The 13,603-nt window shown below is 66.7% G+C and carries 11 protein-coding genes; 4 read left to right on the plus strand and 7 right to left on the minus strand.

Annotated elements, in window-relative coordinates; all coding sequences use genetic code 11:
* Nucleotides 1-10: 10 nt before the first annotated feature.
* The 5 genes from LK459_RS13205 to LK459_RS13225 all read right to left on the minus strand — a co-directional run bounded on the left by LK459_RS13205 (nucleotide 11) and on the right by LK459_RS13225 (nucleotide 8,354).
* On the minus strand, nucleotides 11-1,279 hold the full coding sequence (locus LK459_RS13205) for an aminotransferase-like domain-containing protein (protein ID WP_007238781.1): 1,269 nt from the start codon (nucleotides 1,277-1,279) through the stop codon (nucleotides 11-13).
* 9 nt (nucleotides 1,280-1,288) lie between these two features.
* Nucleotides 1,289-2,482 carry a M24 family metallopeptidase gene (locus tag LK459_RS13210; RefSeq protein WP_227918777.1) on the minus strand — a complete coding sequence of 398 codons (1,194 nt, stop codon included), beginning with the start codon at nucleotides 2,480-2,482 and terminating at the stop codon, nucleotides 1,289-1,291.
* Between the two features lie 65 nt (nucleotides 2,483-2,547).
* Nucleotides 2,548-4,038, minus strand: coding sequence for an NAD-dependent succinate-semialdehyde dehydrogenase (locus LK459_RS13215; RefSeq protein ID WP_227918779.1), 1,491 nt, complete (start codon nucleotides 4,036-4,038; stop codon nucleotides 2,548-2,550).
* The gene (locus LK459_RS13220; protein WP_227918780.1) at nucleotides 4,035-7,016 is read right to left on the minus strand and encodes an FAD-binding and (Fe-S)-binding domain-containing protein; all 2,982 of its coding nucleotides are present in this window, start codon (nucleotides 7,014-7,016) and stop codon (nucleotides 4,035-4,037) included. The genes LK459_RS13215 and LK459_RS13220 overlap by 4 nt, the downstream gene beginning before the upstream one ends.
* Nucleotides 7,017-7,025: 9 nt before the next feature.
* Nucleotides 7,026-8,354: an aspartate aminotransferase family protein gene (locus LK459_RS13225; RefSeq protein ID WP_227918782.1), complete on the minus strand. Its 1,329-nt coding sequence runs from the start codon at nucleotides 8,352-8,354 to the stop codon at nucleotides 7,026-7,028.
* 86 nt (nucleotides 8,355-8,440) lie between these two features.
* Here LK459_RS13225 and LK459_RS13230 point away from each other — a divergent pair, with 86 nt between their 5' ends.
* The 4 genes from LK459_RS13230 to LK459_RS13245 all read left to right on the plus strand — a co-directional run bounded on the left by LK459_RS13230 (nucleotide 8,441) and on the right by LK459_RS13245 (nucleotide 11,809).
* A complete protein-coding gene (locus tag LK459_RS13230; protein WP_227918784.1) occupies nucleotides 8,441-9,472 on the plus strand; it encodes a D-2-hydroxyacid dehydrogenase in 1,032 nt (343 codons plus the stop codon).
* A gap of 113 nt (nucleotides 9,473-9,585) precedes the next feature.
* Nucleotides 9,586-10,491, plus strand: a complete 906-nt coding sequence (locus LK459_RS13235) for a type III secretion system chaperone family protein (RefSeq protein WP_227918786.1) — start codon at nucleotides 9,586-9,588, stop codon at nucleotides 10,489-10,491.
* Nucleotides 10,492-10,551: 60 nt separating this feature from the next.
* Entirely contained in the window at nucleotides 10,552-11,130 is a 579-nt protein-coding gene (pyrE, locus tag LK459_RS13240) for an orotate phosphoribosyltransferase (protein WP_007238482.1), read from the plus strand.
* Between the two features lie 4 nt (nucleotides 11,131-11,134).
* Nucleotides 11,135-11,809 carry a TrmH family RNA methyltransferase gene (locus LK459_RS13245; RefSeq protein WP_007238481.1) on the plus strand — a complete coding sequence of 225 codons (675 nt, stop codon included), beginning with the start codon at nucleotides 11,135-11,137 and terminating at the stop codon, nucleotides 11,807-11,809.
* A 233-nt stretch (nucleotides 11,810-12,042) separates the two neighbouring features.
* Here the strand turns inward: LK459_RS13245 and LK459_RS13250 are convergent, their stop codons facing one another.
* Together LK459_RS13250 and LK459_RS13255 are read right to left on the minus strand one after the other, a co-directional pair.
* On the minus strand, nucleotides 12,043-12,795 hold the full coding sequence (locus LK459_RS13250; RefSeq protein WP_227918788.1) for a maleylpyruvate isomerase family mycothiol-dependent enzyme: 753 nt from the start codon (nucleotides 12,793-12,795) through the stop codon (nucleotides 12,043-12,045).
* Complete coding sequence (locus LK459_RS13255; RefSeq protein ID WP_227918789.1) at nucleotides 12,785-13,603, minus strand: fumarylacetoacetate hydrolase family protein; 819 nt, start codon at nucleotides 13,601-13,603, stop codon at nucleotides 12,785-12,787. The genes LK459_RS13250 and LK459_RS13255 overlap by 11 nt, the downstream gene beginning before the upstream one ends.

Here is a 13,603-nt window from a genome sequence, read left to right on the forward strand (position 1 = left end):
CCGCTGCGGCTCATCTGTTCTGTGCCATCCTCTCGCAGGTTCCGGCGAGACGTCGAATTCCCTCGTCGATCCGCTCCGGGGTGCTCGACGCGAAGCACAGCCGCAGCGCATTGCGGAACCGACCCGTCGGGGACAGCGCGGGACCCGGGATGAACGCGACACCGTCGGCGAGTGCGATCTCGAACAACTCCCGGGTGTCGATCTCGGCGAACTCGCCGCTCAACGTGAGCCAGAGGAAGAAGCCGCCGTCGGGGTCTGTGGTGGTGACCCGGTCACCGAAGTGACGCGCGATCGACGAGATCATCGCGTCCTTGCGCTCGCGATAGAGAACACGCAGACCCGCGAGGTGGTCTTCGAGCCCACCACGCGCGATGTATTCGGCGACGATGTGCTGGTTGGGCACGTTGGTGCACGTGTCCATCGCCTGCTTGCCGTTGATGAGGAGCTGTCGGAGCGACGGGTCGGCGTCGACCCAGCCGACCCGCCAGCCGGGCGCGAGGATCTTCGAGAACGTGCGCACCGAGAAGATCAACGGATCGCCCGGTGAGAGCGTCTGGAAGGTCGGGACGTCGTCACCGGAGAAACGCAGCAGGCCGTACGGGTCGTCGTCGATGATCACTGCACCCCACTGATGCGCGAGCCGCAACAGCTCACGTCGACGCTCCTCCGACATCGTCACCCCGGACGGGTTCTGGAAGGTGGGGATCGTGTAGATCGCCTTGGGTGTCCGTCTGGTGCGTGCCACGAGGTCCTCGAGGGTGTCGACCTGCATGCCGTCGTCGTCAACGGGCACCTCGAGGAGTTGCGCACCGTAGGAGAGCGCGGTGGCGCTGCCGTTGGTGTACGTCGGTGATTCGACCACCACGAGGTCGCCGGGATCGACGAACAGTTTGGCTGCGAGGTCGAGTCCCTGCATCCCGCCCGTTGTGATGACGAGGCGGTCGTGACTCGACGGATCGGGTGTGGTGGCCAGGTAGTCGACGAGGAGCTGCAGCAGACGCGGCTCGCCCTCGGTGGCTCCGTAGGTGAACGACGAGTTGTCGAGGATCTCACCGGCGATCCGACGGAACTCCTCGGCCGGCACGGCCTCGTCGGCAGGTGAGCCCATCGCGAACCGCACGATGTCGTGTGTCTGGGACGCCAGTAACGAGGTCGACGAGTCGATCATCGAGCCGACGAGATCCTTGGCGCGCCCGGCGAGCGGCAGTGTCTGTGCACCGCGCCGGACATCGTGGAGGGATTCGGTTGCGGGGGCCGCTGTGGCGTTGGTGATGGTCATGCTGACACCTCATTTCCTGATCAGTTCGCGCGGGAACCCCGTGAAGGTCTCCACACCGGTGGGGCTGACGCGTACCGACTCCGAGAGTTCGAATCCGTAGTCGTCCATCCACATTCCGCAGACGATGTGGAAGGTCATGTTGGTCTCCAGTATGGTCTCGTCCTCGGAGCGGATGCTGATGGTGCGCTCACCCCAGTCTGGTGGGTAACCGATCCCGATGGAATAGCCGAGACGAGAGGGCTTTTCGAGGCCGTACTTGGCGAGGGTCCAGTTCCAGGTCGACGCGAGTTCGCGAGTGGCGACACCGGGTTTGATCGCCTCGAGGACATTGTTGAGCCCCTCGGCCGTTGCCCCCGCCACGTAGTCGAGGTCTTTCGACGGTGTGCTCAGTGCCACGGTGCGGGCGAGCGGGCAGTGATACCGATTGTGGGCGCCGGAGAGCTCGACGACGACGGCCTCGTCCGCGGTGAACGTTCCCTGGTGCCAGGTCAGGTGGGGTGTGTCGGCGGCGGCGCCGGTCGGCATCATCGGCACGATCGCAGGGTAGTCGCCACCGAACTGTTCGGTGCCGGTGATCTGCGCCTGCGAGATCGCTGCAGCGGCGTCGCATTGCCGCACACCGACATCGATCGTCTCGATGGCGGCACGCATCGCCTCCGAACACACCATGCCTGCCTGGCGCATCAACTGCACCTCGGCGTCGGACTTGACCGAACGCACCCAGTTGACGAGTTCGAAGTTGTCGACCAGCTTCCACTCCGGTATCGCGTTGTACAACGCACGATAAGCCTTGGGGGAGAAGAAGTGTGAGTCCATCTCGAGCCCCACTGAACCGGCACGTGACGCGGGCGCGATCTGATGGCGTTGGCGCAGCGCCCACGCGACCCAATCGAACGGGTGGACATGGGGGCGATGCACGTAGCTCTCCGGGTAGCCGATGATCTGGTCCTCGGGCAACCACGTGGTGCGGTGTGCGCCATGGGCATCCATCTCGCGCGCGAAGAACAACATGTCGCCCTCGATCGGGACGAAGAGCATCTGCGGGGTGTAGAACGACCACGCGTTGTACCCGATGAGGTAGAAGATGTTCGCAGGGTCGGTCACGATGATCGCCGAGAGTCCTTGCAGGTCCATCCGTTCGCGCACGCGCGTCAGCCGCTGCTGGTACTCGCTGTCGGTGAACAGCTGGGCGCCGAGGTACACCTATCGCCTCCTTGGTGTTGTCAGTGCGGGCGTCGTGATCGCGGGGGTTGTCAGCGAGGGGGTTGTCAACGGCGTCGAATCGGGGTGGATGTGTATGCGACGTCGAGGAACTCCTCGATGCCGAGACGACCGCCTTCGCGGCCGAGACCCGACTCCTTGATTCCGCCGAACGGCGCCGCGGGATTGGAGACCAGACCCGTGTTGACTCCGACCATACCGACCCGCAGGCCCGAAGAGATGGCGTCGAGGCGCTCGGCGTCGCGGCTGCACACGTAGCCGACGAGACCCGCGGGGGTGGCGTTCGCGAGATCGATCACGGCGTCGTCGGCGTCGGCTCCCTGACCGTCGAACGGGATCAGAGCCGCCACAGGGCCGAAGATCTCGGCGGACATAAGCATCGAGTCTGCGCGCACGTCGCGCAGCACGGTTGGCGGATAGAAGTAGCCCGGCCCGTCGGGGCGCGTGCCTCCGCAGAGCACGGTCGCACCGCGAGAGACGGCGTCGTCGACCAATTCGGTGACCTTGTCGACAGCTTTGCGCTCGACGAGTGGCCCGACGTCCGTCCCGTCGGCCATGCCGTCGCCGACCCGCAGGCCGGACATGCGTCGGGTGAGCATGTCGGAGAACTCGTCGATGACGTCGCGATGCACGAAGATCCGGTTGGCCGCGGTGCACGCCTGTCCGGTGTTGCGCATCTTGGCGACCATCACTGCCTCGAGCGCGCGGTCGAGGTCGGCGTCGTCGCACACGATGAACGGCGCGTTGCCACCGAGCTCCATCGAGGTGCGCATCACGGTGTCCGCGGCCTGCCGGAGCAGGAGCTTCCCGACCGCCGTCGAGCCGGTGAAGCTGACCTTGCGTGCCAGTCCGGACGACATCCACGTTCCGACGACCTCACCGGGGTTGCTGGTGGTCACCACATTGAGGACGCCGTCGGGCAGACCGGCCTCGCTCAGCGTCTCGGCGAGGAGGAGGGACGTCAACGGCGTGAGTTCCGCCGGTTTGAACACCATCGTGCAGCCCGCGGCGATCGCCGGTCCGATCTTGCGGGTGCCCATCGCGAGCGGGAAGTTCCACGGGGTCACGAGAATGCACGGCCCGACCGGTCGATGCTGCACGACGACGCGGTTGTTGCCGTCCGGGGTGAGGAAATGATCACCACCGACGCGAACGGCCTCCTCGGCGAACCAGCGGAAGAACTCGGCACCGTAGGCGACCTCACCGCGTGCCTCGGCGAACGGCTTGCCCATCTCGGTGGTCATCACGGTGGCGAACTCGTCGGCGCGCGCGGTGATCAGCTCGTACGCGCGGTAGAGGATCTCGCTGCGGTCGCGCGGACTCGTCGCGGCCCAGTCGGCTTGCCGATCCGCAGCGACGCGCAGGGCGGCCAGAGCGTCGTCTGCGGTTCCGTCGGCAACGGCGGTCAAGGCCTCACCGGTCGCGGGATTCTCGACGTCGAAACGTCGACCCGACACCGCGGGAACCCACCTGCCGTCGACGAACAGATCGGTCGGCAGGTCGGATACGACCGTCCGTGGGGGCTCGGTGAGTGTCATCGGGTTCCTTCCTCGGATGGGTTCAGGGCTTCGGCGAGCACCTCGGCCAGGTGGCGGCCACGGGAGGTGACGCCGGGTTCGGTGGCGTTCAGATGGTCGACGCTCATGGCGCAGCTGAATCCGTCGGTGATCACCGGGCGGTCGGGAGCTGCGCGCAGCGTGGGGGCCAGCGCATTCTCGGCAACCGCGACGCTGACCTCGTAGTGGCCACGTTCGAAGCCGAAATTGCCTGCAACCCCGCAGCATCCGTCCGCGGTCGTGACCTCGACCCCCAGCGCGCGTAGAGCGCTCGTCGACGACTGTGCGCCGAACGCGGCATATTCGTGGCAATGGGTCTGCACCGTCACCGCATCGGGAAGGTCGGGGATGCGCAGCCCGGCGTCGACCAGCGTGGGCAGGTGTGTGGCGAAACTGCTGACGCGGGCCGCGACCCGGCGCGCGGCCGGTGTGTCGACGAGTTCGGGTAGATCCGTGCGCAGTGCGGCGGCGCAACTCGGTTCGGCGACCACGATCGGGCGTTCGGTGCCGTCGTCGAGTCGATCAGCGGTGCGCCGCAGTACCTTTCGGGCGTGATCGAGTTGTCCGGTCGAGATCCAGGTGAGGCCGCAGCACACGTCGTCGCGCGCGGTCACGGTGTCGCCGGTGGCTCCGAGTACCGTGGCGGCAGCGGTCGCGACCTCTGGCCGGAACGCCTTGGTGAAGGTGTCGACGACCAGGACGACGTCGGCGTTGTGCGTCGACGGTAATCCTCGCCTGGTGCGGCGTGCTGCGCGGCGGCCCGCGAATCGCGGCATCGCGCGGCGGGCGTCGAGTCCTCCGGCACGTGCTGCCAGCCCGCGCGCGAACGGTATGTCGAGCGCCCGGTTCACCACGGGCGCCACCGCGGATGCGACGGGAAGCCACGCGGGCATCCAGCCGAGCGAATAGTGCGACAACGGACGCAGTCGGCGGCGGTAATGGTGCGAGAGGAACTCAGCCTTCAACGACGCCATGTCGACACCGGTCGGGCAGTCGGTCGAGCATGCTTTGCAGGACAGGCAGAGGTCGAGTGCATCGGCCACCTCGGTTGACCGCCAACCGGAGTCGACGCTCGAGGCCGTGCGCACCATGTCCTGCAGTACCCGGGCGCGGCCCCGCGTCGAGTCCTTCTCGTCGCGCGTAGCGCGGTAGCTCGGGCACATCACACCGCCGCTCGTGGTGCGGCAGCGTCCGACTCCGATGCATCCCTGGACGGCATGGACGAACGGGTCGAGTGATACCGAGCCCGCGGACGAGTCGTTGGTGCCGTGCGTGTGCCACTGACGGTCGGGCACGTCGGCAAGCGCGAGGTCGGCGGTGATGGGACGCGGTTCGACGATGCTTCCGGGGTTGAGGATGCCGGTCGGATCCCAGATCTCGGAGAACTCCGCGAAGGCGTGCAGCATCGCGTCGGAGTACATGATCGGAAGCAGCGCGGAACGTGCACGCCCGTCACCGTGCTCGCCCGACAGCGAGCCGCCGTGTGAGACGACGAGTTGCGCTGCCCGAGTGCAGAACCGGGACATCACGTCACGGCCCTCTGCGGTGCGCAGGTCGAAGGTGATCCGCACGTGCATGCACCCTGCGCCGAAGTGTCCGTACATGACGCCGGTGAGGTCGAATTCGTCGAGGAGTGCGGTGAAGTCGTCCAGGTAGTCGGCCAGTCTGTCGGGTGCGACGGCTGCGTCCTCCCAGCCGGGCCACGATTCATGGGTAGACTCACCCTCGGCGTCCGGATCGACGAGGCGTGCCGACAGCCCCGCGCCGTCCTCACGGACGCGCCAGAGTGCGCGCCTGCGGGTTTCGTCGTCGACGAACGCGGCGTCGACCATGCGTCCCCGTGTGCGAAGGTGCTCTAGTAGCCGCTTGGCCGTCGCGGGTACGTCAGGCTCGGATTGTGCTGCGGCGCTCTCGTTGTCGAGGTCGATGAACAGCCACGAGTCTCCGTCGGGGAGTCCTGCGACGGTCTCCGGCCCGCGGCGGGCCGCCATCGTGGCGACGATTCCCCGATCGATTCCCTCGATCGCCGACGGAGCGAAGGGAAGGATGTCGGGAACGTCTCTCGCAGCCTCGGCGACGGACCGGTAGCCGACGCAGACGAGCAGTTGCGACGTCGGTGCAGGCACGAGCCGGACTCTGGCGCCGACCACGAGAGCGCACGTGCCCTCACTTCCGACGAGTGCGCGCGCGACATCGAAACCGTTCTCCGGTAGAAGATGCGCCAGGTGATACCCCGACACCTGTCGGGGGATCTGCTCGAGCTGGGTACGAAAGATCGCGAGGTTGCGTCTGGTCAGTTCGGCGAGGGCGTCGGTGAGTTCGTCGGCTCGAGCCGAAGCGGGCAGGTCGTCGGGGAACGTCGGTTCGACGCCCGATCGCGTTGCGGTCAGCCGTAAACCGTCGGCGGTGACGAGGTGCAATGCCTCGACGTGGTCGGTGGTGCGACCGTGTCGTACCGAATGGTTGCCACACGCATCGTTGCCGATGGCGCCGCCGATGGTCGCCCGCGACGCCGACGACGGGTCGGGGGCGAAAGTGAGACGGCCGTCCGTGGCGCTGCGTGTCGCCGCGGCGAGGTGGCTCAGCACGACACCCACCTCGACGTCGGCGATCGCGGCGTCCTCGTCGATGCGGTTGACGCGCGTCATGTGGCGTGAGAAGTCGAGGATCACGCCGGTGCCGATGGCGTTGCCCGCCATCGACGTTCCACCGCCTCGAGCGATGATCGGCATACCGAGTCGATGACAGCACTGCGCGATCAGCACGACGTCGTCGGCGTTTCGCGGGAACACCACCGCGGTGGGCCGCACGCGGTAATTGGATGCGTCGTAGGAGTATTCGGACAGTCGACGCGCGGAGGCGTCGACGTCGACGCCGAGCGCGGCCAGTTCGGTGACGATTGCGGGGATGGACGCCTTTCGCGTGGAGGTCGTCGGTGTCGGCAGATGCTGGAGAACCATCGTGTACGGCTACGAACCGTCGGTGCGTGCGCGCTCGCCCGCGACCTCGGCCAGCGCCGAAGCGAATCGCTTCGTGCCCATGGCGATCTCCTCGTCACTGACCACGAGGGCCGGGATCAGGCGGACGACGTTGCCCTCGGGACCGCAGGTGAGAGTCAGCAGGCCGTGGCGCGTGGTGGCTTGTTGCACGGCGAGAGCTGCAGCGGCGTCGGGGCGCGTCGCGTCGCCGTCGCGTGCGACGAACTCGATACCGACCATCAGGCCGAGTCCACGAACGTCGCCGACGACGTCGTATCCCGCGGTGACTTCGCGGATGCCGCTCAGCAACTGCTCACCGCGGACACGGGCGTTCTCGACGAGTCCTTCGTCGTCGATGACGTCGAGCGTCGCGACGGCGGCTGCCGCCGCGACAGCGTTGCCACCGTAGGTGCCACCCTGAGATCCCGGCCACGCCTTGCTCATCAACTCTGTCGGTGCCGCGATCGCCGAGATGGGGAAGCCGGATGCGAGACCCTTTGCGGTGATGAGGATGTCGGGCGTCAGGCCGTCGGCGTGTTGATGCCCCCAGAACTTGCCTGTTCGACCGAAACCCGCCTGCACCTCGTCGACGACGAGCAGGATGCCGTGACGATCGGCGCGCTCGCGGAGTCCTGCGAGGAATCGTGGCGGCGTCGGGAGGTAACCGCCGTCGCCGAGGACCGGTTCGATGAGGAATGCCGCGGTGTCGTTGGGTGCGACCCGTGAGGTGAGCAGGTAGTCGAGTTCTCTGAGCGCGAAGTCGACTGCGGTGTCGGTGTCCCAGCCGTAGCGGTAGGCGTAGGGGAACGGTGCCATGTGGACGCCGCCCATGAGCGGTGAGAAACCCGCCGAGAATCGGGTGCCCGCGGTGGTGAGGCTGGCCGCTGCGACCGTGCGCCCGTGGAATCCGCCCTGGAAGACGATGATGTTCGGCTTCGCGGTGGCCATGCGTGCCAGACGCACCGCAGCTTCCACTGCCTCGGAGCCGGAGTTGGCGTAGAAGACAGAATCGAGCCCCATGGGCAGTACCGCACCGAGCCTGTCGGTGAGTTCGAGCAGCGGCTGGTGCATCACGGTGGTGTACTGCGCGTGGATGATCCGGGTGCACTGCTCCTGGGCCGCTGCCACGACCCGCGGGTGGCAGTGACCCGTGCTGGTGACGCCGATCCCGGTGGTGAAGTCGAGGTAGTCGCGTCCGTCCGTGCCGTGGATCCAGGAGCCCAGGGCGTGGTCGACGATCACGGGTGTCGCCTGCTTGAGGATCGGCGAGAGCGAAGCGGTCTGCTGAGCGAGGACGCGGGGCGATTCGACGACGGTCATGGGTACACGGTGTACCCGGATCGTCGGATTGTCAACAATTAGACATTGACGCTGCCGGGACGACGGCGAATGCCTACGGTGGGGGGATGTCCGAACCCGTGTCGCCCGCGCGTGTGCGCCCCACCCTCGTCCTGCTCGGTGCCGACGATGCACCGAATCCGTACAACCTGACGGAGCTCGAAGCGCTCGCCGACGTGCGTGAGTGCACCGTCGAGACCCTGCCACAGGCGCTACCGGGCGCCGACGTCCTCGTGGTGTGGGACTTCTTCTCCCGTGCCCTGCGCGACAACTGGGGCACCGCCACGGAATCGTTGCGGTGGGTGCACGTCTGCGCGGCAGGCGTCGATTCACTGCTGTTCGGCGAGTTGGCCGACTCCGACATCGTCGTTACCAACGCGCACGGCGTCTTCGACCAGCCGATCGCAGAATTCGTCCTCGCGTCGATTCTGGCTCGAGACAAGCAATTGCACACCTCGGCGCGACTGCAGGCCGCGCACGAATGGGTGTGGCGCGAAACGACCAGAACGGCGGGATCGTCGGTACTCGTGATCGGTACCGGAGGGATCGGCCGGGCAATCGCGCGGTTGCTGCGCGCGGTCGGCATGCGCGTCACAGGTGCCGGCCGCAGAGTGCGCGACGACGATCCCGACTTCGGTGAGGTGCGGGCGACCGACGACCTCGTCGAGTACGTCGGAGAATTCGACAACGTCGTCGTCGTGGCGCCGCTCACGCCCGAGACCGACGGCATGATCGATGCCTCCGTGCTGAAAGCGATGCGATCCGACGCGCACCTCGTCAACGTCGGCAGGGGCAGGCTCGTCGATGAGCAGGCACTCGCCGACGTCCTGCTCGACGGTGGCATTGGTGCGGCATCGCTCGACGTCTTCGTCACCGAACCACTCCCTGCCGACAGTCCGCTGTGGTCTTGCGACAACGTGGCGATCTCGGCGCACATGAGCGGCGACGTGGTCGGTTGGCGGGACGAACTCGCCGATCAGGTCCTCGACAACCTGCGACGGTACGTCGAAACGGGGCCCGCATCTCACGGAGCGGAGTTGTCGGCAGCGCTGCGCAACGTCGTCGACAAGCATCGTGGGTACGTGGCGTCGGGCCGGTGAGCTCGATCCGCAGCGGATGGTCGACCGGTGCGTCGGTTGTCTGATCGGCCTGCTGGCGCGACGTGTCGCGGGGTCACGCGGGGTGTGAGCACCCTGAAGTAGGCTATAGCGCGATGACCATCGTCTATTTCGTGATCGCAGCCGTGGCGCTTGTCGGCGCGGCGGCGTTGCTGTGGCTCGACCGGCAGCGCTCCAGCGGTACACGCCATCAGCGCGCCGTGTGGGGCGACGCCCACGACTTCAAGTATCGCGCGTCGGATACCAAGCTGCGCAAGGTGTTTCATCGCGCGACGATGAACGTACCGGACAACATCGGTGTTCAGGATGTCGCATATGGCGTTTACGGTGGTGCCGAAGCGGTGGTGTTCGACCTCGCTGACACCGCGACCGTGATCGCCGTGCGTCGCAGCACGCCGTCGAACGTGATCGTCGACCTGCGTCACGAAGACGTACTCGCGCCGGCCGAGGACGACGTCGAATTACTCGGGGCGATGGGTCCGCGCGTCATGTTCTCCAACGATCTCGACGTGGCCCGCCGTGTGTGCGACCGGCGAATGGTCGCGCTGGCCAACAACGCGCCGTCGTACGTCGAGGTGTTGTGGGACGAGGGTAATTGGGCGCTCGGGTCGATGCCGTTGACCAACGATCCGACCCAGCTGGACACCGGACTCGAAGTGGTGCGACGCTTCGCGGATCTGCTTCGTGTACTCCCGCCCGTGCAGGACCCGCAGGATCCGCCGGACCCGCGTGATCCGCACGGACCCACACGCGAGGAGTTCGCCGACGAGAAGACCGAATCGATGCGCGACAAGGAACGCCGTGCCCGCGCGCAGACGCAGGAGTCTGCAGCTCCGAGTGCTCGGCGCGAACCCGCTCAGGGTGCGGGCGAGACGGGCGCGCGCAGGCCGTCGACACCGACCACGGGGCGGGGCATGACCCCGATGCCGGTGCGCCGCTCACGAACCGCGCAGCCGCCGGAGACGGGCGATCGGCCTAATCGGCACCATCGTCGTGACTGATGGTGACACCGGATTCGAGCCATCCGACCACGACGCACGAGCAGGAAGATTGAACCCACTGTGACTTCATCGACGCCCTTCGCATCCTCGACCCCCGACGTCGACGCCGAAGCTCGCGCTGCACTCGCGCGACTCGTCGCCGAACTGTCGGTGGTGCACGGCAAGGTGACGCTCTCGTCAGGACGTGAGGCCGACTATTACGTCGACCTGCGGCGCGCAACGCTGCACCACGAGGCGTCGCCACTGATCGGTGCCTTGATGCGTCAACTCACCTCCGACTGGGCGTATCAGTCGGTCGGCGGGCTGACCTTGGGGGCCGATCCCGTCGCGACGGCGATCATGCACGCACCGGGACGTCCCGTCGATGCCTTCGTGGTACGCAAGGCAGCCAAAGCCCACGGGATGCAGCGGCGCGTCGAGGGGCCCGACATCGAGGGCAAAGCCGTGCTGATCGTCGAGGACACCAGCACGACCGGCGGATCGCCGGCGACCGCGGTCGAAGCCGCGCGTGAAGCCGGTGCAGTTGTCGTGGGGGTTGCGACGGTCGTCGACCGAGCCACCGGCGCAGACCAGGTGATCACGAAACTCGGTGTGCCCTACCGGTCTCTGCTCGGGCTCGCCGATATCGGTCTTGCCTGAGGCGATGCCGGAGGACGCGTCCGAGCAGCCCGGCCCAACGGAATGGCAGTCGGGGGCGGCCGTCGGGGTGGGCCCGTGGGCCGTCGAACACGACGATCCCGTTCCGGACGACCCCCGATACGACCCGGAGTTGCTCGCCGAGGGTGACACTCGCAATGTCGTTGACGCCTACCGGTATTGGCGCCGCGAAGCGATCGTCGACGACATCGACTCGCGGCGACACCCGTTTCACGTGGCCATCGAGAACTTTGCCCACGACGCCAACATCGGCACCGTTGTACGCACCGCCAATGCTTTCGCCGCCGCCGCCGTCCACATCGTCGGGCGACGGAGGTGGAATCGCCGGGGAGCGATGGTGACAGACCGCTACCAGCATCTGCTGCACCACGAGTCGGTGTCGGAGTTGATGGCATGGGCGCGCGAGGAGGGACTTGCAGTGGTCGCCGTCGACAACACCCCGGGGTCGGTGCCGCTCGAGACCGCCGATCTCCCGCGCGACTGCGTACTGCTGTTCGGTCAGGAGGGGCCGGGCGTCAGCGACGACGCCCAGGCCCAGGCCGACCTGACCGTGTCGATCGCGCAATTCGGTTCGACGCGAAGCATCAACGCCGGGGTGGCGGCGGGCATCGCGATGCACGCGTGGGTTCGGCAACATGCCGACCTCGACTCAGCCTGGTGATCGAGGAGCCGTTGCACGCGCAGCGCTGCGACGCGTAGATACTCTGCGGCCAATGACATCCCCGGTTTGACGGTTCTTGCCCCGGCGATCACCTCGCGCGCATCGCTTTCGGCACACCGACGACCGTGATTTCGCGGTCGACCACAGTGGTGCCAACGGCCGCTGGTTGCCGATCAACCTCGCGGAGACATCGGCGGAGTAGTGGGCGCTTTTCATCTCTCGATGTCGGAGCCTCACAGCCAGTGCGGCGCAGTCACTTCGGTGGAGGTCTGCACACAGTCGACGGTGCGTCCGGTCATCCAGCCGACGACGGCCGACAACTTGCCGCGCACCTCGATACGGTCGCCGGTGAAATGCCGGTCGACATCGGTGATGCCTACCGGCGTGATCAGCCGCAGATCTGCGCCGCTGCCCTTGCGTCCCCACGCGCCGACGATGTCGTCGAAGAGGTCGATTAGCACGGCCTCGGGGAGGTCGGCGAATGAGCCACCGGCACCGAGGTCGATGGTGTGGATCCAGACCTCTCGGGTGCGCATCCACGCGGTCTCCGTGGCCGGGACAGTTCGCCCCTGAATGGTCTTCACCTGCGCGTCCCACTTCTCGGTGGGCAGGTTGCGCCACGCCTCGTCGAGACGTGCCGCAGTGTGATCGACGAGGTTGCGCAAGGCCTGCGCCCCCAACGTCGATCCTTCGTCGATCTCCTCATTGCGTTGCGCGGGCGAGGAATACATCGGTGTTTCGCACCCGGTCGCTGCCCAGGTCATCAGGTTGCACAGGGCTGCGGCGTTGTAGCCGACGTGCGCGACGAGATGCTTGCGGGACCAGTCGGGCAGAAGAGACGACCCGGCGAGGTCGTCGTCGGAGACCCGTGCCAGGTGTTGTACGAAATAGGCGGTTCCATTGCGGGCGATGGCGAGTTGTTCATCGAGGGAGAGTTGGTGGTAGCCCGCGACATCGGGCCCCGCCGCGTTGGCGCTACTTGACAATGGTCTTGTTCCGGACGGTTCCGAGTCCCTCGACGGTGACCTCGACGGTCTGGCCGTCGCCGATGTAGCGGGCCGGTTTGCGGGCGTGGCCGACACCGCCGGTGGTGCCGGTGATGATGACGTCGCCCGGGTTGAGGGTCACGATGTGCGAGATATATTCGACGAGTTCAGCAGGCTTGAATACCAGGTCATCGGTGGTCGATTCCTGCATGACCTCGTTCTCGAGTCGGGTCTCGATGCGGGTGCCGAGCTGGTAGTCGGTGTCGAGCCACGGCCCGAAGCCGCTGGTCTTCTCGAAGTTCTTGCCCTGATCCCACTGCAGGGTGCGGTATTGGTAATCACGCATCGTGTAATCATTTATGACCGAGTAGCCGGCGATGTGGTCGGCGGCTGACGCTGCGGTGACCTGATATGCCTGCATGCCGATGACGACGGCCAGTTCGGCCTCCCAATCGAGCTGCGAGGCAGCGTAGTCGGGGACGACAACGTCGTCGTACGGGCCTGTGAGGGCATCGGCGAGCTTGAGGAACAGGGTGGGATACTCCGGCAGGTCGCGGCCCATCTCCTTGATGTGCGACGCGTAGTTCAGCCCGACACAGAACACCTTGCCGGGGCGGGGGATCACCGGTGCGTAGTCGGCGTCGTCGAGGGCGACGGTAGTACCGTGGGCAGCCTGGGCGATATCACGCCAGTTGTCCTGGGCGAGAAGGGTTCCCAGATCGGCGTAGCCATCAATTACGGTTGCGGTGGTGTCATCGACACGGGCGGCAGTGGTGGTGCCGGCGAGGCGGAGGGTGCTGAGTTTCAT

The organism is Gordonia otitidis (assembly GCF_020735545.1).
In the GTDB taxonomy this organism is placed as follows: Bacteria; Actinomycetota; Actinomycetes; order Mycobacteriales; family Mycobacteriaceae; genus Gordonia; species Gordonia otitidis.

What these genes read in the sequence shown, in the direction of transcription:
- LK459_RS13225 (WP_227918782.1), bottom strand. Translation starts at nt 8,354, where the DNA reads ATGACCGTCGTCGAATCGCCCCGCGTCCTCGCTCAGCAGACCGCTTCG.
- LK459_RS13215 (WP_227918779.1), bottom strand. Translation starts at nt 4,038, where the DNA reads ATGACACTCACCGAGCCCCCACGGACGGTCGTATCCGACCTGCCGACC.
- LK459_RS13235 (WP_227918786.1), top strand. Translation starts at nt 9,586, where the DNA reads ATGACCATCGTCTATTTCGTGATCGCAGCCGTGGCGCTTGTCGGCGCG.
- LK459_RS13255 (WP_227918789.1), bottom strand. Translation starts at nt 13,603, where the DNA reads ATGAAACTCAGCACCCTCCGCCTCGCCGGCACCACCACTGCCGCCCGT.
- LK459_RS13205 (WP_007238781.1), bottom strand. Translation starts at nt 1,279, where the DNA reads ATGACCATCACCAACGCCACAGCGGCCCCCGCAACCGAATCCCTCCAC.
- LK459_RS13230 (WP_227918784.1), top strand. Translation starts at nt 8,441, where the DNA reads ATGTCCGAACCCGTGTCGCCCGCGCGTGTGCGCCCCACCCTCGTCCTG.
- LK459_RS13245 (WP_007238481.1), top strand. Translation starts at nt 11,135, where the DNA reads ATGCCGGAGGACGCGTCCGAGCAGCCCGGCCCAACGGAATGGCAGTCG.
- LK459_RS13220 (WP_227918780.1), bottom strand. Translation starts at nt 7,016, where the DNA reads ATGGTTCTCCAGCATCTGCCGACACCGACGACCTCCACGCGAAAGGCG.